The organism is Cupriavidus sp. UGS-1 (assembly GCF_021213615.1).
Classification (GTDB): Bacteria; Pseudomonadota; Gammaproteobacteria; order Burkholderiales; family Burkholderiaceae; genus Cupriavidus.
Map to the genome: position 1 here is coordinate 586,877 of NZ_JAJQJF010000001.1, position 20,173 is coordinate 607,049.

Consider the following 20,173-nt stretch of genomic DNA (forward strand, 5'->3'; position numbering starts at 1 on the left):
CGTCGAGCAGGGCGGCGCGCTCAGCCGCCGACCGACACGCCGCAGGCCACACGCCACGCCGCCGGTTCGGTGATCTCGTTGGCGGCCTTTGCCGCGGCCGAAGCGGGCACGCCGCCGGCATTGACGGCGTGGGTTGCGGCATTCGCCGGAGCATTCGCCGAACCATTCGCTGCGGCGTTCGCTGCGACATTCGCGCCAACCCCCGCGCCTGCACCCGCCCGCATCACCCGGTTGCGCCCTTCGCGCTTGGCGCGATAAAGCGCACGGTCGGCCGCGTCGAACAGCTGCTCCCAGCTGCGGCGCGCATCGCCGGCGTCCTCGGCCTGCGCGATGCCGATGCTGACGCTGGCATGTCCGCCGATTTCCTCCGGCAGCGCGATGCCAGCGATCCGGGCCCGAATCCGTTCGGCCAGCAGCACCGCTTCCTCTTCGCCGGTGTTCGGGCACAGCAGGCAGAATTCCTCGCCGCCGAAGCGTGCCGCGACGTCGCTGGAGCGGCAGGCGCGGCGCAGCGTCTCGGCTATGTGCTTGAGCACCTGGTCGCCCGCCTGGTGGCCCGCGCGGTCATTGACCTGCTTGAAGCGATCGACGTCGATCACCAGGCAGGACAGCGGCTTGCCGGTACGCCCGGCCTCGGCCGCCAGCGTCATCGCGGCGTCGTCGAGCGCGCCGCGATGGAACAGCCCGGTCAGCGAATCGAGGCGGGCGCGCGCGCGCTGTTCGGCCAACTGGCGCTCCGCGCTCAGCAGCGTGAAACCGACCACGCCGGACAGCACCGCGATCAGCATCAGCAGCAGCGGCGCCTGCGCCAGCATGCCGGGCTCTTCGGGGCCGAGCGGACTCCAGGCGCCGGCACCGCCGGCGGCCAGCGCCAGCGCGAGGCACAGGCCCTGCGCGGCCAGTTGCGCGCAGCAGGCCACCCAAACCAGCGCATGGCCGATCGTATGCGAACGGCGTTCGCGGTTGAGCAGGCGCAGCGCCTGCCAGACGACCAGCGCGGTGATCGCATGGCCCAGCGTGCGGATCGCGCGCTCCGCCATCACGGCGTCCTGTACCGTGGCGATCAGCGCCAGCAGCGCCACCGAAGCCACGCCGCCGGCGACCATCGCGCGCAGATGATGCGGGGCCATCGCCATGCCGCTCGCGGCCAGGCCGCGCACCAGCATCAGTTGCGCACCGAGGCACAGCGCCTGCGCCAGCACCGCCCACAGCGGGGCAGGGGCGATCGCACCGAGCGCGAGCGCCATGCCGCCGAGCGAGGCGAAGGCATGGGCGTCGGTCCAGCGCGCACGATGGCCAGCCTGCGCGGCGCCGTAGCGCAGGCCGATCGAGATGCCCAGCGTGCTGGCGAACAGCACCAGCAAGGTCAGATAGGCAGTGGGTAAATCCGGCGACATGCAATCGTCTCCCTGTAGGCGCGCGGCGGCACCGCGACACCGTTGGTGTAAGGCAATGCGCCCCCGGCCATGGCCGGGGCGGCGCGAATACTTGTCAGAGAGCTTGACCCGGATGACGCCGTCGACATTCCCGAAGCTGCGGTCCCTGGTATGGCTCTGTGTTGCCGGTACGCCGACAGGCGCAGCCTGATCCCAGTTGCAGTTGCCATCGCGATTGCATTCGGAACTGCAATGGCAAGCGCGCAGCGAGGCCGCGCATCGAGGCACGGCTTGTGGTTTTTTTCATGATGGTGATTCTACTGATTGCGTCGAATCGCGCGTGTGCGGCATGCCACGTTTGACAATTGTTGACATTCCCTTTTTGTACCGTTCGCTAGGATTCGGCTCGTAGTTACAAATTGATATCCGGGCCGGGGGAGCGACGACGCCGCGTCGTCGAGGCAATAAAACGGGGAAGTCATGGGGAAGCAAGAGGCGGTGCGCATGACGCCGCTGGAGTCCGGGGCAGCCGCTCCCGCGCGCGAACGTCTGCTGCCTCCGGCGTTCGCAACAGGCATTGCCGCCGCGATGGCGCTTTGCCTCGCGCTGATGTTTCCGCGCGAACCGCTGCGCGACCGTCTGCTTGGCGAAGGGGGGAATGGAGGCCGCGCGCTGGACGGCCCGGCGCTCGCCTATATGGAAGCCTGGCTGCGCGTGTCGCCGCCGGATGCCGCGCTGATGGCGGAGCTGGCCGAGCAGTTTGCGCGCGACGGCAGGCTGGACGAAGCGCAGACGCTGCTGGCACGGATGCATGCCACGGCCGGCGAGGCCGCGCTGCCGATGCTGCGCGCGCGGCTCGATATTGCGCGCCAGCGGGCCAACGCCGCCGCGTCCGACCTGCCGGCGCGCGAGCGCTATCGGACCGAGCTGCGCACGCTGCTGCGGCAGGCCGCGCGGATGCCGGCCCCGCCGTCGGACCTGATCGCCTTCGCGGCGCAGGCGCGCGCGCTCGGCGCCGGCGACCTGGAACTCGCCTTCTACCGCGCGCTGGCGTGCCCGCAGCCCGCCCATGCCGCGATTGCCGGGTATCGCCCGCCGGCGGTTCCGATGCGGTCCGAATGGCGCGACAACAAGCAGCCGCCGCCGCGGGTGCGCGGTTGATGCGGCCGAATCTGGCAGCCCGGCCGGGCTGCATCTGGAGAAGTGAATGACTGCAACGGCGATGGGCGACCGGCGCGCGGCTGCGGGCAGCATCGCCGCGGCCCGCCGGGCGGACGACGTCCGTGCGGCATGGCTGGCGCCCGCGATGGGTGCGGCCAGTGCCCGTACCGCGATGCTCGAACTGACCGTGCTGATGACCGCGGCGATGGGGCTCGGCTACGCGGCGATGCCCGGCAACCCGCTGCTGCTCGACCTGGGTTTCCCCTGGGCCTGGCTGCTGCCACTGGTACTGGCGCTGCGCTACGGCACGCTTGCCGGCATCGGTGCGGCGCTGATGCTGCTCGGCGGCTGGTTCCTGTTCCACCAGATCGGCGCCCAGCCCGGCGCGTTTCCGCGGCCGTTCTTCATCGGCGGCACGCTGCTGGTGCTGCTGGCCGGCCAGTTCGGCGACGTTTGCGCAAGCCGGCTGGCGCGCCAGCGCTCGATCCACCGCTATCTCGACGAGCGGCTGACCGCGCTGACCAGGCAGCACTACCTGCTGCGGATCTCGCATGCCCGTCTCGAAAACGATCTGCTGGCAAAGCCGGCGACATTGCGCGATACGCTGGCCCAGCTGCGCGCCGCGACCGCGGAACAGGCGGCCGCCCCGCAGCGCCGTGCCGAGCCGCCAGCCGGAGCGGCGATGCGCCGCGAGCGTGCGCCGACCCCGTCGCTGACCGCTGCCGCACCGATGCTGCAGCTGGCCGCGCAGGCGTGCCAGCTCGAAGCCGCCGCGCTGTATCGCTGCGACGGCGAGCGCGTGCTGCCCGAAGCCGTGGCGACCGTCGGGCCCGGCTGCCGGCTCGATGACCGCGATCCGCTGCTGCGCCGCTGCCTGCAAACCCGGCAGCTGGCGCATCGCCGCAGCGACGGTGGCGACGGCGTGCCGAGCCGCTATCTGGGGGTGGCGCCGGTATTGTCCGGCCCCGACCGGCTGCTCGGCGTGCTGGTGGTCGAACGGATGCCGTTCCTCGCGCTGCATCACGACAATCTCGCGCTGCTGCTGGCGCTGCTCGGCTACTACGCCGACGGCGTCGAGCACGCCGCGGCGGCGCGCGCGGTCGAAGATGCGCTGCCCGACTGCCCGCACGATTTCGCGCTCGACTATGCGCGGCTGGCAAGGCTGCGGCGCGACGCGGGCATTCCCAGCACGGTGATCGCGCTGGCCTTCGGCACCGACGAGCACAGCGCCGACTGGTTCGAGCAAACCGTACGCAGCCATCGCGCGCTGGACCTGGCGTGGCCGCGGGAGGGCGGTGCGCAGCGCGTGCTGATGACGCTGATGCCGCTGGCCGATACCGAGGCCGCTACCGGCTATCTGCTGCGGATCGAGCGGATGCTGCAGGCGCAGTTCGGCATCGATTTCGAACGGGGACGGATCGGCGTCCATACGCTGCCGGTGCCGGCCGATGGCGATCCCGAGCCGCTGCGGCGCCTGCTGGGACGCTGTGGCGGCGGTTCGGCAGATGGCCGGCCCGGGCGCGGCCACGATGCTTGAGGTCCCGCTCGTTCTCGCCGGCGTCACGGTGCAGGCAGCCGCGCTGGCGGCGCTGCTGCATGGCGACGGCGCTGCCGGCGCGCTGCTGGCGTACCTGGCGATGCAGGCGCTGGCCGCCGCGCTGCTGGCGATGCCGCTGCGGCGATTGCTGTCGCGGCGCGTGCGTGTGCCGTCGGGCGCGACGCTGGTGTATCTGTTTGCCGCGGGCGCCTTCGTTCCGCTCGGCGGCGTGCTGGTTGTGCTGTTTGCCGTGCTGCCTTCGATGCGGGTCGGCATGGCACCGTCTGCCTGGCGGCCCCGCGCCCTCGCGACGCAGCGGGTGGCGCTGGTGTCGCTGCCGGACTTTGCGTCGGGTCCAATGTCGTGCGTTGCGCCGCGGACCGACGGCAACGATCGTTCGGCCGTTGCCGCGCGCCGGCCAGCATCCGCGAGCGCCGATGCCGGTGCAGCGGACGCGCATCGCCTGAGCGCGCTGGCCGCACTGCAAGCGATGCCCGCCCGCAGCGTCAGTCCGCTGCTGCGCGCGTTGCTCGACGACGACGTCGAGGACGTCAGGCTGCTCGCCTACGGCATGCTCGATGCGGCCGAGCAGCGGCTGACGCGCCGGATCCTGCAGGCGCAGGACCGCCTGCATGCGTTGGGCGACGGCGATGCGGCCGGTCGCGCCGCCACGCACGAACAGCTGGCGCAATTGCACTGGGAGCTGGTCTATCAGAACCTGGTGCAGGGCGACGTGCGCAGCCACACGCTGGCGCAGGCCGACCTGCACGCCGAGGCCGCGCTGCAGGCGCTGTCAGAAGCGCCGGGCGCGACGACGCTGTACGTACCGGCGGCCGATGGCTCCGGCGTGGCAAGCCCCGTGGCGAGCCTGTGGCAGTTGCGCGGCCGGCTGGCGCTGGCGCGCCGCGATCCCGCCGCCGCGCGCGCGGCGCTGCGGCGCGCCGCAGCGCTGGGCTTCCCGCGCCAGCGTGCGCTGCCGCTGCTGGCCGAGGCGGCCTTCATGGAAGGCGATTTCGCCGCGGTGACAACGGCGATGCGAAGCCTGCGCCAGGCCGCGTCGCTGCCCGCGGCGCCGCAGCTTCAGCCCTTGCTGCGCTACTGGACATCATGATCGCGACCACGCAGAACATGCCGGACGCGGCCTTGGCGGCCCCAATCCCGGCCTCCCGCGACGCCTGCCGCGACGCCTCCCGGCCCGCGGGAGTCGATGTCGCGCTGCTGCTCGAGGGCGGCCATCCGTTTGCGAGGACCGGCGCACCGGGCTGGGCCGCGCGGATGATCCGGGCCTTTCCGCAGACGACGTTCGCCATCGTGCTGCTCGCCGACCGCCCGCTGGACAGCGGCGAGGGCGTGGACGCGCTGCCCGGCAACGTGCTCGATCTGCAGACGCATTTCCTGCACGACGAAGATCCGGCCGACGCGATGCCGCGGCTTCGGGCCGACGAACAGGCCTTCGCCGAGGCGGCGCGGTGGCACGATCTGCTGCGCCTGCGTGGCCACGGCGGCAACGCGGGCAACCCAGGCAACGCAAGCCATGGCCAGGCAGGGGGGCATGCGCAGGGCGGGGCCGCGATGCGCGCGCTGATCGACGAGCTGGGCGACGACGGCCGCCTGTCCGAGCACGCCTTCCTGCACAGCCGAGCCGCCTGGGACACCATCGTCGAGCAGTACCGCCGCTACTGTACCGACGTCTCGTTCTCCGACTACATCGGGACCGTGCGTGCGATCCACCGGCCGCTGTGGCGGCTGGCGCGGATCGCGGCCACGCTGATGCCGGCGCGCGTCTACCACGCGGCATCGACCGGCTATGCCGGCTTCCTGGGAACGATGCTGCGCTACCGGCACGACCGTCCGTTGCTGGTGTCGCAACACGCGATCCAGACGCGCCAGCATGGCATCGATCCGGGGTATTGCCGCGACCTGTCGCTGCGCTTTTTCGCATCGCTGGGCCGCGTCTGCTACGACGCCGCGGACGAGATCGTCGCGCTGTACGAGGGCAATCGCCGCCGGCAGGTGCAGGACGGCGCGCCGGCCAGCCGCACGCGCACGATCCCGAACGGCATCGACCTGCCCGCGCTGGCGCCGCTGCGCGCGCTGCGTCCCGCCCAGGTGCCCCAGGTCCTGTGTCTGGCGGGCGAAGTCGTGCCCCGCAAGGACGTCAAGACCTTCATCCGCGCGATGCTGACCGTCGTCAGGCACTGTCCCGATGCGCAGGGCTGGATCGCCGGACCCGAGGACGAGGATCCGGAATACGCGCGCGAATGCCGCGCCCTCGTGCGAAGCCTGGGGCTGGCCGGCCACGTGCGCTTTGTCGGCGCTCGGCCCATCGACGAACTGCTGCCACAGGTTGGCATGCTGGTGCTGAGCTCGATCAGCGAGGCGCTGCCGCTGCCGGTGCTGCAGGCCTTCGCCGCCGGCGTGCCCTGCGTGGTCACCGACGTCGGCGCCTGCCGCGAACTGATCGACGGCGTCGGCGACGAGGATATGGCGCTCGGCGCCGCGGGGGCGGTCGTGCGGATCGGCGATGCGGCGGCGCTGGCGCGCGAAGCGGTCGCGCTGCTCGGCGATGGCGAGCGCTGGCGCGCCGCCCAGCGCGCGGCCATCGTGCGCGCGGAGCGCTATTACACGCAGCATGCGACGGTGGCCAGCTACCGCCAGCTGTACCAGCACCTGGCCGCGAAGCCGCACGCCGATGCCGGCGGACGCGGCGGCGTGGGCCGTCCGGTGCTGCCGGCCACGCCGCCGGCGGCCGAACGGCTGTCGGCCGGCCGTTGCCCGTTTGCCGGAGCGCCATGATGGTGGACCTGACCTTTTTCCTTCGCCGCCTCCGCGACCGCAACCGCGTCGGCGGCACGCTGCAGGCGTACGGCTTTGCCGGCGTGCTGGCCTGCGGCGCCTGCGCGCTGGCGCTTGCCGGCCTGTTGCCGATCGCCATGCGCGCATTGCCGGACCGCTTGCCGGCCGGACTGTCGTCCGCGCTGGCGATGCAGTTCCAGGTATCGGCGACCGGCCTGATCGTCGCCAGCCTGATCCTGACCGGACCGCTGCAGCTCCATCTGGTGCGCTTCGCCGCCGATCGCCTCGCCGAAGGACGCGGCGAGCTGGTGCTGCCGGGCCTGCGCGCGACGGGACTGGCCGTCACCGTGCTGGCGGGATTGTTCGGCGTGGCATGCCTGCTGTGGGCGTTCCCGCAGCAGTCGGCGCCGTATCGCGCGTTGATGCTGGCCGGCTTCGTGCTGATGTGCCATGTCTGGATCGCCGTGGCCTTCCTGGCCGGCATGAAGCAGTACGGCACGATCGCCTGCGCCTTCCTGGCCGGCGTTGCGGGGGCGTCCGTCGCCGCGCTGGCGTTGCGCGGCTTCGGCGTGGAAGGGCTGCTGGGCAGTTTCGCGATCGGTGCGCTGGTGCTGCTCGCCGGCACCACGATGCAGATCCATCGCCACCATCGCAGCCGGCGCCTGCTGTCTTTCACGGTGTTCGCGCGGCGTCATCGCTATCCGAGCCTGATCGCCATCGGCCTGCTGTATCCGCTCGGGCTCTGGGTCGACAAGCTGCAGTTCTGGTACCACGCGGGCACGGGCCAGGCGGTCATCGGTCCGCTGCATGCATCGGCGATCTACGACATCCCGGTGTTTCTGGCCCATCTCGCGGTCGTGCCCGCGCTGGCCGTGTTCCTGCTGCGCATCGAGCGGGATTTCGTCGCCCATTACGATGCCTTCGTCGACGCTGTGCGCGGCGGCGGCTCGCTGCAGCGCATCGAAGACGCGCGCAACGCGATGGTGCGGGCGGTCCGGCTGGGCCTGTACGAGATCGTCAAGGCGCTGGCGATCGCGGCGCTGCTGCTGTTCGCGCTCGGGCGGCCGCTGCTGGCGCTGTTCGGCATGACGCAGCTGTACCTGCCGCTGCTGCATGTCGACATGGTCGCCGCGGGCCTGCAGGTGGTGCTGCTTGCCACGCTGAGCCTGTACTTCTATCTGGACCGGCGCCGCGAGGTGTTGCTGCTCGGCGCGGCGCTGCTGGCGTTGAACGCGGGCCTGACGCATCTGACGCTGACGCTCGGGCCCGCGTGGTACGGCTACGGTTTCGCATTCGCGGTGCTGATCGTGGTGGCGATCGCGCTGGTGCTGCTGGACCGCCGGCTCGAGCGCCTGGAATATGAAACTTATATGTTGCAGTAATGCGAATCGGACGGCTCCAATTGCGCCATCGCGGGCGGGTATGGTGACCGACGCTTTACAATTCGACACATTTCATCGATCCCATCCATGAAGTCGCGCTTGCCGGAGCCGCCGTGCGGCAAGACGCGAACGGACCTGTAACCGAGAAGAAAATGAACATCGCATCGGTCGAAGACGATCCCAGCCAGGCCGAACTGATTCAGCAGATCCTGATCAGCGCCGGGCATACCTGCGACAGTTATTCGAGCGGCAAGGCCTTTTTGCGCGCAATGCGCGAGCGCTCGTACGACCTGCTGGTGATGGACTGGCAGTTGCCAGATATCAGCGGCTATGACGTGGTAACGCACGTGCGGCTGCATTCGGGCCAATACCCGCCGATCCTGTTCCTGACCAGCCGGTCGCTGGAAGAGGACATCGTCACGGGATTGGCCGGCGGCGCCGACGACTACATGATCAAGCCGGTGCGAAGGGGCGAGCTGCTGGCGCGGGTGGGCGCGCTGCTGCGCCGGACCTATCCGTCGGCCCCGGCCAACGAGGCCATCGTGGTGGGCGCCTATCGCCTCGACCCGGTGGCGCGTACCGCCAGCCTGAACGGCGTCGAGGTCGATATCGCGCCGCGCGAATTCGATCTGGCGCTCTATCTGTTCCGCAACATGGACCGGCTGCTGGCGCGCGACGTCGTCGAGCAGGCGGTCTGGGGGCGCTCGCTTGGCGCCAGTTCGCGCACGCTGGACACCCATCTGTCGCGGCTGCGCATCAAGCTCGGCCTGCGGCCGGAGAACGGCGTGCGGCTCGCCTCGGTGTACTCCTACGGCTATCGTTTCGAGCGCTGCGCGGGGCAGGCCGATGGCGCGTAAGGGTGGTGTGCTGACGACCACCGGGGCCGCCGCGGCCGTCACGGTCGTCACGGTCGTACGGGCCGCCGTTGCCGCATGGACGCTGCTGGCATTGGCACCGGCGCAGGCGGGCCCGGCCGGTGCCGACGGCGAATATTTCCTGCACCAGGTGGAACCGGGCGATACGCTGTTCTGGGTCGCGCAGCGCTATACCGGCCGCGCCGACGTCTGGCGCGAGCTGCAGGCGCTGAACCGCGTCGCCGATCCGTATCGGCTGCCGGTCGGCACCCATGTCCGCATTCCGCTCGCGCGCATTCCGGTGACGGTCGCCAGCGCGCGCGTGGTGTCGGTGGTCGGACAGGCCGATGCCAACGGCGCGGCGCTGCGGCCCGGCATGCGCGTCGACGAGGCGGCCTGGCTGCAAACCGGCGCCGATGGCCTGGTCACGTTCGAGCTGCCCGACGGCACCCGCGTCGCGATGCCGCCGAGCACTCGGCTGCAGGTCAAGCGCCTGCGCGTGTTCGCGGGCACGGGCCTGGGCGACACCGTGATGCAGGTCGACCGCGGCGGCATCGAATCGCGCGTCGCGCCCGCGGGCACCGGCGTGGGCCGCTTCGAGATCCGCACGCCGATGATGGTCACCGGGGTGCGCGGCACCCGCTACGCCGTCGACGCGGGCCAACCCGACGAACCTGGCCGGCGAGCCAACAGCAGCGCGGTGCTCGAGGGAACCGTGGCGGTGCGCGCGCGGCGCGCCAGGCGGACCGTCACGGCCGGCCACGGCATCGCCGTCGGCAGCGCGGGCGACGCGGTGGTGCACACGCTGCTGGCCGCGCCGACGCTGAGCGCGGTGCCGGCCGAGCCCATCTACGCCAGCCACGCCGAAGTGGGCTGGCAGCCGGTCAAGGGCGCGATCGGCTACCTGGTGCGCGTCACGCGCGATGCCGAGCGTACCGAAGCGGTGTTCGCCAGTACCGTCACGCCCGCGTCCGCGGCGCTGACGGGCTTGCCCGATGGGGCAGCCTATCTCGAGGTGCGCGCGATCGACCGCAACCGTATTCCCGGCAACGCGGCGATCGCGCCGCTGACCGTGCGGCTCAATCCGCCGGCGCCCTATACGGTCGAGCCGGCGCCGCGCAGCACGGTGCATGGCGCCGTAGTGCAACTGCAATGGGCGGCGGTCGACAGCGCCGTCGAGTACCGCTTCGAAATCGCCTCCGACGAGAGTTTCGGCACGCTGGCCGCGCAGGGCAGCACCCGCGAGGCGGGCACGCAGCAGACGCTGGCGCCGGGCGACTGGTGGTGGCGCGTGCGTTCGATCGATGCCAAGGGGCAGGCCGGGCCGTGGAGCGCGCCGGTGCCGTTCCGCATCCTGCCGCCGGCGCCGGGCGTCGCCGTGGTCGAGGACAACGGTGGCCCGCTGCGGCTGCGCTGGGGCGCGGCCGGACAATCGGCCGCCTTCGCGCCGCTGGCCTATCGGGTGCAGCTGGCCGACGAGCCGCGCTTTGCCCGGCCGCTGCAGGACCAGCGCATCGAGTCGGACACCGCGGCGCTGCCGCGGCCGCCGGCCGGCGTCTATTACGTGCGGGTCGCGCGCATCGAGCGCGACGGCAGCGAGTCGCCGTTCTCGGCGCCGCAACGCATCGAAGTCCACGAGCATCTGCGCGACGGCACGGGCGCTCCGATCGGAACTGCCGCCGGCAGTGTGCGCCGTGGCGGATAGCCGGTTCCGTCTGCCCCAGTTGCGCACCGCCGCGGGCAGCGGCCTGATCGCGGGCTTTCATCGGCGCACGCTGATCGAATGGCTGGTGCTGACCATGCTGGTGATGGTGCTGGCCGCGGTGCGCGCCGATTTCGGCGCCAGCCAGCGGCTGGACCTCGCCGTCTACGACATCGGTATCGCCGCGCAGCAGCACGCGCCGCGCGACGACATCCTGATCGTCTCGATCGACGATGAATCGCTGTCCGCGGTGGGCCGCTGGCCGTGGCGCCGTTCGCTGCTGGCCGGGCTCGTCGATCGGCTGGCCGACGGCGGCGCGCGCGTGATCGGTCTCGACGTGCTGCTGGTGGAGCCGGACTGGCGCCATCCCGAGGACGACGAGGCGCTGGCCGTCAGCATGGCGCGCGCCGGCAACGTGATCATTCCCGCGCTGGCCGAGCCGGTGCGGGACGGCTACCGCCTGAACTATCCGCTGCCGGCGCTGGGCGCGGACGTCGGCCATATCAATATCGCGACCGATGTCGACGGGCTGGCCCGCCATATCTACCTGCAGGAAGGGCTGCCGGGCCAGATGCTCGACCATTTCGTCGTGCGCCTGGTGCAGTTCGGCCAGCCGCAGCGGCCGCTGGCAAGCTACCGTCAGGTGCCGGTCGACGAGACGCTGTCCGGCGAATGGCATCGGCGCTATCGGCTGGGCATCCCGTTCGCCGGGCCGATCGGCACCTTCCGCACGGTGTCGGCGATCGACGTGCTGAGCGGCGCGATTCCGCCCGAGCTGTTCCGCGACAAGCTGGTGCTGGTCGGCGCCGGCGCAACCGGCCTCGGCGACATGTTCTCCGCGCCGCTGTCGAAGAACGGCGCCGGCATCAGCGGCGTCGAGCTGCTGGCCAATTCCGCGCAGGCGCTGCTCGACGACAACGGCATCGTGCCGGTGCCGCGCGCCTGGTACTGGCCGCTGACGCTGCTGCCGGTGCTGCTGGCCTGCCTGGCCGCGCTGCTGATGTCGCCGCGCGATGCGCTGCTGGTCAGCGCGGCGGTGATCGTCGGCCTGTTCGGCGCCAGCGTCGCGCTGATGCATTTCGATCGGCTGTGGTTCTCGCCGGTACCGGCGATCCTCGCCTGCCTGGTGTTCTACCCGCTGTGGAGCTGGCGCCGGCAGGAATCGGCGCTAAGCTTCCTGTCGGCCGAAGTCGCGCGGCTCGAACGCGAGCCGGCGCTGCCCGGCGGCACGCTGGACACCCGCATGAGCGCGCTGTACCGGATGATCACGCGGCAGCGCGACCTGCGCCGCCTGCTGTCCGACGGGCTGGAAAACCTGCCCGATGCGACGGTGATCTGCGATGCCGACGGCAGCATCCTGCTGGCCAATGCCGGCGCGGTCGCGCTGTCGCCGCGGCTGCTGTCCTCGCTCAATGCCGAGGGCGGGGCGCGCCCGCTGCTCGATACGCTGATCGCCGACATCTTCGCGCCGCCGCAGGGCGGACTCGAATACTGGGATCGGCTCAGGCGCGCGGCCGACAGCGGCGCGGCGCCGACGCGGGGCGAGCGCGCCGGGGTCGAGCTGCAGACGCATGACCAGCGCGCGATGCTGTTGCGCGGAGCGCCGCTGCGCGGCAACGGGGGCGAGGTCGCCGGCTTCAGCGTCAGCTTCATCGACATCACACAGGTACGGCTGGCCGAGCGCCAGCGCGAGGAAACGCTGCGCTTCATCTCGCACGACATGCGCTCGCCGCAGGCGTCGATCCTTGCGCTGGTCGAACTGCAGGCCGACCCCACGCGCGCGCTGGAACCGCCGGTGCTGCTCGACCGCATCCGCCATCACGCCGGCCGCACGCTGGCGCTGGCCGACGATTTCATCCAGCTGGCGCGGGCCGAATCGCAGCATCTGCGCTTTGCGGAGATCGACCTGACCACGGTGCTGATGGACGCCGCCGATTCGCTGTGGGCGCTGGCGCAGGCCCGCCGCGTGACCGTCGCGGTGCAGACCGGCAACGAGGAGATGATGCTGTATGGCGAAGCGGCGTTGCTGATGCGCGCCGTGTCGAATCTGATCGACAACGCGGTCAAGTACAGCCCGCCGGGCGGCACCGTGACCGTGCGCGCCGGCCGCGTGCGGCACGACGACGGCAGCGACGGCGGCCTGATGGTGTCGGTCTCCGACCAGGGGCCCGGCTGATGCCGTCGGGACGATTCCTGATGGAGGAGTTCTACTACGCCGGCGGCCTGCCCGCGGTGCTGCGCCGGCTTGGCGAAGGCGGCCTGCTGCCGCATCCGGGCGCGCTGACCGTCAACGGCAGGACGCTGTGGGACAACGTCAAGGACGCGCCGAACTTCAACGACGAGGTGATTCGCCCGCTCGATCGTCCGCTGATTGCGGACGGCAGCATCCGCGTGCTGCGCGGCAATCTGGCGCCGCGCGGCGCGGTGCTCAAACCGTCGGCCGCGACACCTTCGCTGCTGAAGCACCGTGGCCGCGCGGTCGTGTTCGAAAACCTGGAGCACTACAAGGCCCGCATCGTCGACGAATCGCTCGAGGTCGACGCCGACTCGGTGCTGGTGATGAAGAACTGCGGACCCAAGGGCTACCCCGGCATGGCCGAGGTCGGCAACATGGGCCTGCCGCCGAAGCTGCTGCGGCAGGGCATCAAGGACATGGTGCGGATCTCCGATGCGCGCATGAGCGGCACGGCCTACGGCACCGTGGTGCTGCACGTCGCGCCGGAGGCCGCCGCGGGCGGCCCGCTGGCGGCGGTGCGCGACGGCGACTGGATCGAGCTGGACTGCGAGGCCGGCACGCTGCATCTGGACATCTCGACCGAGGAGCTGGCCGACCGCATGGAGATGTTCCGGCCGCCGAAGCCAGACGGCCGCGCGGGCGAGGGGGGCTATCAACGCCTCTATGTCGACCACGTGCTGCAGGCCGACCAGGGTTGCGATCTCGATTTCCTGGTGGGCTGCCGCGGCGCCGAGGTGCCGCGCCACTCGCATTGAGCCCGGATGGCACGGCAACCGATGAACGGCAACCAGGAGCACACCCAATGCCATTGACAGGCAATCTGCTGATCGGCGCCGCCGCGCTTCGCGGCAGCGGCGAGGCCTTCCACGCGGTCCATGCGGCCAGCGGTGAAACGATCGCCGAACCCGTTTTCCACGGCGCCTCGAACGCCGAGGTCGACCAGGCCTGCGCGTTGGCCGCCGAGGCCTTCGACGCCTACCGGGCGCTGTCCGACGCAGCGCGCGCCGCGTTTCTCGACGAGATCGCCGCGCGCATCGAGGCGATCGGCGATGCGCTGATCCTGCGCGCGATGGACGAGACCGGCCTGCCGCGCGCCCGGCTCGAAGGCGAGCGCGCCCGCACCACCGGCCAGTTGCGCATGTTCGCGGCGCTGGTACGCAGCGGTGACGCCTGGGACGTCCGCATCGAACCGGCGCTGCCGCAGCGCCAGCCGCCACGCACCGATCTGCGCCTGCGGCGCATCGGCATCGGGCCCGTGGCGGTGTTCGGCGCCAGCAATTTCCCGCTGGCATTCTCGGTCGCCGGCGGCGATACCGCATCGGCGCTGGCGGCAGGCTGCCCGGTGGTGGTCAAGGCCCATCCCGCGCACCCCGGCACTTCGGAACTGGTCGGCCGTGCGGTGCAGCAGGCGGTAGCCGCGGCGGGTCTGCCAGAGGGCGTGTTCTCGCTGCTGTTCGATGCCGGCCACGCGGTCGGCGCGGCATTGGTCGCGCATCCGGCCATCCAGGCGGTCGGCTTCACCGGCTCGCGGCGCGGCGGTCTCGCGCTGATGGCGATCGCCGCGGCGCGGCCCATACCGATCCCCGTGTATGCCGAGATGAGCAGCGTCAATCCGAATATCCTGCTGCCTGCCGCACTGGCACGGCGCGGCGACGCACTGGCGCGCGACTTTGTCGCCTCGGTGACGCTGGGCTGCGGCCAGTTCTGCACCAATCCGGGCCTCGTTCTGGCAGTCGGCGGCGAAGCGTTCGAGCGCTTCGTCGCGGCCGCGGCCGGCGCGATCGCGGCCGTGCCCGCCGGCGTGATGCTGACCGCCGGCATCGCGCGCGCCTATGACGACGGCGTCGAACGGCTGGCTTCGCATCCTGCCGTGACCACGGTCGCGCAAGGTACCCGCACGGCGGGGCGCGCCACCGCGAGCCTGTTCCGCGTGCACGCCGCCGATCTGCTGGCCGACGCTAACCTGGCCGAGGAATGCTTCGGTCCCTGCAGCGTGCTGGTGGAATGCACGGATGCCGGGCAGTTGCGCAAGGTGCTGGAGCAGTGTGAGGGTCAGCTGACCGTGACGCTGCATCTGGATGATGACGACCACCACGCTGCCCGCGCACTGCTGCCGGTGCTTGAGCGCAAGGCCGGCCGCATCCTGGCCAACGGCTTTCCGACCGGTGTCGAGGTGTGCGACGCGATCGTGCATGGCGGTCCGTTCCCGGCGACATCGGACGGGCGCAGCACCTCGGTCGGCACCGCGGCGATCGAACGCTTCCTGCGTCCGGTCTGCTACCAGAACCTGCCCGATGCGCTGCTGCCCGACGCGTTGCGCGACGGCAATCCGCTCGGCCTGCGGCGCCGCATCGGCGGCAAGCCGGAGGGGGCGCCCGCGCCAGCCTGAGGCTCGCGCATCGCCCATCCCATTTCCAAGAACAAGGTGAGGAGACCCATATGAACAGCCATTCCACGGCCGGGCTGGAGCAGCCCGTACCGCTGCCGCACGACACCGCCGACACCGCCGCCGCCGACGAATCGCGCATCATCGGCATGCTGACCCGCAAGCTGATCCCGTTCCTTGCGCTGATCTATGTCGTGGCCTACATCGACCGCTCGGTGGTCGGCTTCGCCAAGCTGCATATGAACGCGGCGGTCGGCATCAGCGATGCCGCCTACGGTCTCGGCGCGGGGCTGTTCTTCATCGGCTATTTCCTGTGCGAGGTGCCCAGCAACCTGGCGCTGGAGCGCTTCGGCGCGCGCCGCTGGTTCGCGCGCATCCTGCTGACCTGGGGCCTGATCACGATGGCGATGGCGCTGATCCACAACGCCACCACCTTCTACGTGCTGCGCTTCCTGCTGGGCGCGGCCGAGGCGGGACTCTATCCCGGCATCCTGTACTTCCTGACCAAGTGGTTTCCGATGCGGCATCGCGCCCGCATCATCGGCCTGCTGGTGCTGGCGCAGCCGATCGCGCTGATCATCACCGGCCCGATTGCCGGCTGGGTGCTGTCGACGCCGGGGCTGTTCGGCATGTCGAACTGGCAGACGCTGTTCGTCGTCAGCGGCCTGCCCGCGGTGCTGCTGTGCCTGCCGACGCTGCGGCTGGTGCCGGAGTCCCCGGCGGACGCGAAATGGCTGTCGGCGCGCGACCGTGCCTGGATCGAACGCGAGCTGGCGGCGGACCGGAAGACCTTCGCGCTGAAGTCGCACGGCAATCCGCTGAAGGCGCTGAAGGACAAGCGCGTGCTGCTGCTGTCGCTGCTGTTCCTGCCGTTTCCGCTGAGCATCTACGGCCTGTCGCTGTGGTTGCCGACCATCATCAAGCAGTTCGGCGTCACCGACGCGAGTACCGGCCTGCTGTCGGCGGTGCCGTACCTGTTCGCGGTGGTCGGCCTCTACCTGGTGCCGCGCCATTCGGACCGCAAGGGCGAGCGCTACTGGCACATCGTCGTGGTATCGGGTGCGGCGGCGCTGACGATGGCGGCCAGCGCCTGGGTCCAGACGCCGGCGCTGCAATTCCTCTTCATCTGCCTGACGGCCTTTTCGATCTATTCGATCCAGGCGGTGGTATGGGCGTTGCCTGGCCAGTTCCTGACCGGCGCCAGCGCCGCGGTCGGCATCGCCACCATCAATTCGCTGGCCAACCTCGGCGGCTACCTCGGCCCCTATGGCATCGGCCTGATCAAGGACGCCACCGGAAGCCTCGCCGCCGGACTCTATTTCCTCGCCGCGATGCTGGTGTTCGCGGTGGTCATGACCTTCGTGGTACGCGCCGCGCTCGAGCCGCGCGCGGCCCGCTGATACGACAAGCCCTGCCCATGCCTGACAGCTACGCTTCGCCGCGCTATCGCGGCATCTTTCCGGTGGTGCCGACCACCTTCACCGAAACCGGCGAACTGGATCTGCCGAGCCAGAAGCGCGCGGTCGATTTCATGATCGACGCCGGCTCCGACGGCCTGTGCATCCTGGCCAATTTTTCCGAGCAGTTCGCGCTGTCGGACGACGAGCGCGAGGTGCTGACGCGCACCGTGCTCGAACATGTGCAGGGCAGGGTGCCGGTGATCGTCACCACCACGCACTACAGCACGGCCGTCTGCATCGAGCGCAGCCGGCGCGCGCAGCAGATGGGCGCGGCGATGGTGATGGTGATGCCGCCCTACCATGGCGCCACCTTCCGCGTGCCGGAGCCGCAGATCCACGAGTTCTATGCGCGCCTGTCCGATGCGATCCGCATCCCGATCATGATCCAGGATGCCCCTGCCAGCGGCACCGTGCTGTCCGCGCCGTTCCTCGCGCGCATGGCCCGCGAGATCGAACAGGTGGCGTACTTCAAGATCGAGACGCCGGGGGCGGCCAACAAGCTGCGCGAACTGATCCGGCTCGGCGGCGACGCGGTGGAAGGGCCGTGGGATGGCGAGGAAGCGATCACGCTGCTGGCCGACCTGGAGGCTGGTGCGACCGGCGCGATGACCGGCGGCGGCTTTCCGGACGGCATCCGGCCGATCATCGAGGCGCACCGCCGGGGCGATGCCGAACTGGCCTTCGCGCTGTACCAGCGCTGGTTGCCGCTGATCAACCACGAGAACCGGCAGGCCGGCATCCTTGCGGCCAAGGCGCTGATGAAGGAGGGCGGCGTGATCGCCTGCGAGGCCCCGCGGCACCCGCTGCCGCCGATGCATCCGGAAACCCGCAGGGAGCTGATCGCGATCGCGCGGCGGCTCGATCCGCTGGTGCTGCGCTGGGCGAAATAACCAGACAGCGGCAGGGGTGGCTACATGGCGGCCTTGCGAGGCGGCCATGTTGCATGGCGAAGGCCGGCGGCCTGCTTGCCGTCGTCCTGGCCGTTTCCGCTGACGGCCTTACTCGCCGTCGGTCCACTCCACCTGCACGCCGAGGCTGCGCAGGTTCTCGACGAAGCGCGGATGCGCGCGCCGGATCGGCGCCGCGTTGCGGATCTCCGAGCGGCCGTCGATGCTGGCCGCGACCATGAACAGCGCGATGGCCACGCGAATGATGTACGGGCTCTCCACCACGGCCGGCGCCAGCGTGTTGCCGCCGAAGGTGATCAGCCGGTGCGGGTCCGACGAGAACACATGCGCGCCGAACTTCGACAGCTCGCTGGTCCAGCCCAGCGCGCTGTCGTAGACCTTGTTCCAGAACATCGCATTGCCCTGCGCGCGCACGCCCAGCGCGATGAAGATCGGCAGCAGGTCCACCGGGAAGTAGGGCCACGGCGCGGCCTCGACCTTGGTCAGCACGTTGCTGGTGAACGGCGTCTGCACCTGCAGCGGGCCAGAACGCTCGGCGCGCGACCAGCCATCCTCGTGCACGATGCGCACGCCGAACTTCTCGAAGGTGCGATCGATCAGCGGGAAATTCGCCGGCGCGCCGTTGCGCACGACGACGTCGCCATTGGTGATCGCGCCCAGCGCGAGGAACGTCGTGATCTCGTGGAAGTCCTCGTCGAAGGTGAACTCGCCGCCGCCGAGCTTCTCGCCGCCATGCACGGTCACGCGCGAGGTGCCGATGCCCTCGATGCGCGCGCCCATCATCGTCATGAAGCGGCAGAACTCCTGCACATGCGGTTCGGACGCGGCGTTGGTCAGCGTCGAGGTGCCACCGGCCGCGGCCGCGCACATCACGAAGTTCTCGGTGGTGGTCACCGACGCGTAGTCGAGCCAATGGTCGATCGGCCGCAGAGGACCTTCGCTGTGCAGCAGCAGCGAGCCCTGCGCGCGTTCGACCTCGCCGCCGAAGCGGCGGAAGATCTCGACGTGAGGATCGATCTCGCGCACGCCCAGCGTGCAGCCCTTGACGTTGTCCTCGAGCCGCGCGACGCCGAAGCGGCTCAGCAGCGGCGGCACCAGCATGATCGAGGAGCGCATTTCCTCGGGCAGATGGTGGCGGGCGGGGTCGAACACGGTGTCGCGGTGATGCAGGTCCAGCGTGCCGCTGTCATGGTCCATGCGGACATCGGAGCCAAGCGTGCGGAAGATATCGAGGATCTTGCGCACGTCGGTGATGTCCGGCACCCGGTGCAGCCGCACCGGCTGGTCGGTCAGCAGGGTGGCGCACAGCACCGGCAGGACAGCGTTCTTGTTGGCGGAGGGTACGATGCGGCCACGCAGCGGCGTGCCGCCATGCACGATCAGATTCGACATGAGGGGAGAGCGTCCGTGCCGCGCCGGCAGGCGGCGCCGAACGGCGGTAAGCGGTGGAAACGGACGGCATTGTACTGCCCCGGCCGCCGGCGCGGGCGATCGCCGGCGCCGCTATAATGCCCGGCTGCGGGCGCGCCGCCGCCATGCGGCCTTTGCATCGCCTGCGCCATCCCGCCACGCAACTTCATCGCGCAACCCGGCCCCGATCCGCGTCGACATGAACGCCCCGTTTCCGATCCGCAAGGAGTGCCCGCCCGGGGCCTGCGTCTGCGGGCGCGAGCAGCTGCTCGACGATCCGCAGGCGGACATCCGCGTGCTGCGGCTGACCAAGGAAGAGGAAAAGCGGCTGATCGCGCGGCTCGAGGACGTGCGCACGCTCGACGACCTGCGCCGCATGCAGCAAAGAATGTACGAGCTGCTCGGCATCACGGTGACGATCGAGCCGAGCATTCACGGCGTGCGGACCGTGCGCGGCTTCAATATCGAGCTGGCCGAACAGTTGGGGCTGTGCAAGAAGACCCGGCAGACCATTCCGGCCGCGATCCGGCGCTGCCTGGAGCGCCATCCCGAGATCGCCTACGCGATTCTGGATGCGCAAGGGCTGCTGGGCGAAGGCTGACGTTCTCCCACGCCTACCTCCGTCACCCCGCGAAAGCGAGTCCCAGCGGCTCTTGTTGCGCCGAAGCCAAAGTCACTGGGTCCCCGCATGCGCGGGGACGACGTAAATCGATTCCACGGCGCCCGTCGGCCCCAGCGCCATCCCGAGATCGCCTACGCGATTCTGGATGCGCAGGGGCTGCTGGGCGAAGGCTGACGTTCTCCCACGCCTACCTCCATGGTCCGCGGAAAGCGGGGACCCAGCGGCTCTTGTTGCGCCGAAGCCAAAGTCACTGGGTCCCCGCATGCGCGGGGACGACGTAAATCGATTCCACGGCGCCCGTCGGCCCCAGCGCCATCCCGAGATCGCCTACGCGATTCTGGAT

Annotated in this window: 14 protein-coding genes and 1 pseudogene; 13 read left to right on the forward strand and 2 right to left on the reverse strand. The window is 70.5% G+C overall.

Features of this window, described 5'->3' with window-relative positions; genetic code table 11:
- Positions 1-20: 20 nt before the first annotated feature.
- A complete protein-coding gene (locus LRR16_RS02510; RefSeq protein WP_232204695.1) occupies positions 21-1,397 on the reverse strand; it encodes a diguanylate cyclase in 1,377 nt (458 codons plus the stop codon).
- Between the two features lie 459 nt (positions 1,398-1,856).
- Here LRR16_RS02510 and LRR16_RS02515 point away from each other — a divergent pair, with 459 nt between their 5' ends.
- The 12 genes and pseudogenes from LRR16_RS02515 (at position 1,857) to LRR16_RS02570 (ending at position 17,780) form a co-directional block, all read left to right on the forward strand.
- Positions 1,857-2,537 carry a hypothetical protein gene (locus LRR16_RS02515; protein WP_232204696.1) on the forward strand — a complete coding sequence of 227 codons (681 nt, stop codon included), beginning with the start codon at positions 1,857-1,859 and terminating at the stop codon, positions 2,535-2,537.
- A 46-nt stretch (positions 2,538-2,583) separates the two neighbouring features.
- Complete coding sequence (locus tag LRR16_RS02520) at positions 2,584-4,074, forward strand: PelD GGDEF domain-containing protein (protein ID WP_232204697.1); 1,491 nt, start codon at positions 2,584-2,586, stop codon at positions 4,072-4,074.
- Positions 4,067-5,185, forward strand: coding sequence for a lipopolysaccharide N-acetylglucosaminyl transferase (locus LRR16_RS02525; RefSeq protein ID WP_232204698.1), 1,119 nt, complete (start codon positions 4,067-4,069; stop codon positions 5,183-5,185). The genes LRR16_RS02520 and LRR16_RS02525 overlap by 8 nt, the downstream gene beginning before the upstream one ends.
- Positions 5,182-6,870, forward strand: a complete 1,689-nt coding sequence (pelF, locus tag LRR16_RS02530) for a GT4 family glycosyltransferase PelF (RefSeq protein WP_232204699.1) — start codon at positions 5,182-5,184, stop codon at positions 6,868-6,870. The genes LRR16_RS02525 and pelF overlap by 4 nt, the downstream gene beginning before the upstream one ends.
- Positions 6,870-8,252 carry an exopolysaccharide Pel transporter PelG gene (gene pelG, locus LRR16_RS02535; RefSeq protein ID WP_232204723.1) on the forward strand — a complete coding sequence of 461 codons (1,383 nt, stop codon included), beginning with the start codon at positions 6,870-6,872 and terminating at the stop codon, positions 8,250-8,252. The genes pelF and pelG overlap by 1 nt, the downstream gene beginning before the upstream one ends.
- Before the next feature lie 152 nt (positions 8,253-8,404).
- On the forward strand, positions 8,405-9,109 hold the full coding sequence (locus tag LRR16_RS02540; RefSeq protein WP_006579049.1) for a response regulator transcription factor: 705 nt from the start codon (positions 8,405-8,407) through the stop codon (positions 9,107-9,109).
- A complete protein-coding gene (locus LRR16_RS02545) occupies positions 9,099-10,811 on the forward strand; it encodes a FecR domain-containing protein (protein ID WP_232204700.1) in 1,713 nt (570 codons plus the stop codon). Before LRR16_RS02540 ends, LRR16_RS02545 begins: the two co-directional genes overlap by 11 nt.
- 103 nt (positions 10,812-10,914) lie before the next feature.
- A complete protein-coding gene (locus LRR16_RS02550) occupies positions 10,915-12,984 on the forward strand; it encodes a CHASE2 domain-containing protein (protein ID WP_232204724.1) in 2,070 nt (689 codons plus the stop codon).
- Positions 12,981-13,799, forward strand: a pseudogene (locus LRR16_RS02555) (dihydroxy-acid dehydratase); the annotation flags it as partial. The gene LRR16_RS02550 and the pseudogene LRR16_RS02555, both read left to right, overlap by 4 nt.
- Positions 13,800-13,846: 47 nt before the next feature.
- Entirely contained in the window at positions 13,847-15,433 is a 1,587-nt protein-coding gene (locus LRR16_RS02560) for an aldehyde dehydrogenase (NADP(+)) (RefSeq protein ID WP_232204701.1), read from the forward strand.
- Between the two features lie 50 nt (positions 15,434-15,483).
- On the forward strand, positions 15,484-16,830 hold the full coding sequence (locus LRR16_RS02565; RefSeq protein ID WP_006578496.1) for an MFS transporter: 1,347 nt from the start codon (positions 15,484-15,486) through the stop codon (positions 16,828-16,830).
- A 17-nt stretch (positions 16,831-16,847) separates the two neighbouring features.
- Complete coding sequence (locus LRR16_RS02570) at positions 16,848-17,780, forward strand: dihydrodipicolinate synthase family protein (RefSeq protein WP_006578495.1); 933 nt, start codon at positions 16,848-16,850, stop codon at positions 17,778-17,780.
- A 108-nt stretch (positions 17,781-17,888) separates the two neighbouring features.
- Here LRR16_RS02570 and LRR16_RS02575 read toward each other — a convergent pair whose 3' ends face one another.
- Positions 17,889-19,190, reverse strand: a complete 1,302-nt coding sequence (locus tag LRR16_RS02575; protein ID WP_064576662.1) for a UDP-N-acetylglucosamine 1-carboxyvinyltransferase — start codon at positions 19,188-19,190, stop codon at positions 17,889-17,891.
- Positions 19,191-19,407: 217 nt separating this feature from the next.
- Between LRR16_RS02575 and LRR16_RS02580 the strand changes: the two genes are divergently transcribed.
- Positions 19,408-19,809, forward strand: coding sequence for a hypothetical protein (locus tag LRR16_RS02580; protein ID WP_006578493.1), 402 nt, complete (start codon positions 19,408-19,410; stop codon positions 19,807-19,809).
- Positions 19,810-20,173: the final 364 nt, after the last annotated feature.

Coding starts and splice junctions, on each gene's coding strand:
- LRR16_RS02525 (WP_232204698.1), top strand. CDS start 4,067: ATGCTTGAGGTCCCGCTCGTTCTCGCCGGCGTCACGGTGCAGGCAGCC.
- LRR16_RS02565 (WP_006578496.1), top strand. CDS start 15,484: ATGAACAGCCATTCCACGGCCGGGCTGGAGCAGCCCGTACCGCTGCCG.
- LRR16_RS02510 (WP_232204695.1), bottom strand. CDS start 1,397: ATGTCGCCGGATTTACCCACTGCCTATCTGACCTTGCTGGTGCTGTTC.
- LRR16_RS02550 (WP_232204724.1), top strand. CDS start 10,915: ATGGTGCTGGCCGCGGTGCGCGCCGATTTCGGCGCCAGCCAGCGGCTG.
- pelG (WP_232204723.1), top strand. CDS start 6,870: ATGGTGGACCTGACCTTTTTCCTTCGCCGCCTCCGCGACCGCAACCGC.
- LRR16_RS02580 (WP_006578493.1), top strand. CDS start 19,408: ATGAACGCCCCGTTTCCGATCCGCAAGGAGTGCCCGCCCGGGGCCTGC.
- LRR16_RS02560 (WP_232204701.1), top strand. CDS start 13,847: ATGCCATTGACAGGCAATCTGCTGATCGGCGCCGCCGCGCTTCGCGGC.
- LRR16_RS02520 (WP_232204697.1), top strand. CDS start 2,584: ATGACTGCAACGGCGATGGGCGACCGGCGCGCGGCTGCGGGCAGCATC.
- LRR16_RS02515 (WP_232204696.1), top strand. CDS start 1,857: ATGGGGAAGCAAGAGGCGGTGCGCATGACGCCGCTGGAGTCCGGGGCA.
- LRR16_RS02575 (WP_064576662.1), bottom strand. CDS start 19,190: ATGTCGAATCTGATCGTGCATGGCGGCACGCCGCTGCGTGGCCGCATC.
- LRR16_RS02540 (WP_006579049.1), top strand. CDS start 8,405: ATGAACATCGCATCGGTCGAAGACGATCCCAGCCAGGCCGAACTGATT.
- LRR16_RS02545 (WP_232204700.1), top strand. CDS start 9,099: ATGGCGCGTAAGGGTGGTGTGCTGACGACCACCGGGGCCGCCGCGGCC.
- pelF (WP_232204699.1), top strand. CDS start 5,182: ATGATCGCGACCACGCAGAACATGCCGGACGCGGCCTTGGCGGCCCCA.
- LRR16_RS02570 (WP_006578495.1), top strand. CDS start 16,848: ATGCCTGACAGCTACGCTTCGCCGCGCTATCGCGGCATCTTTCCGGTG.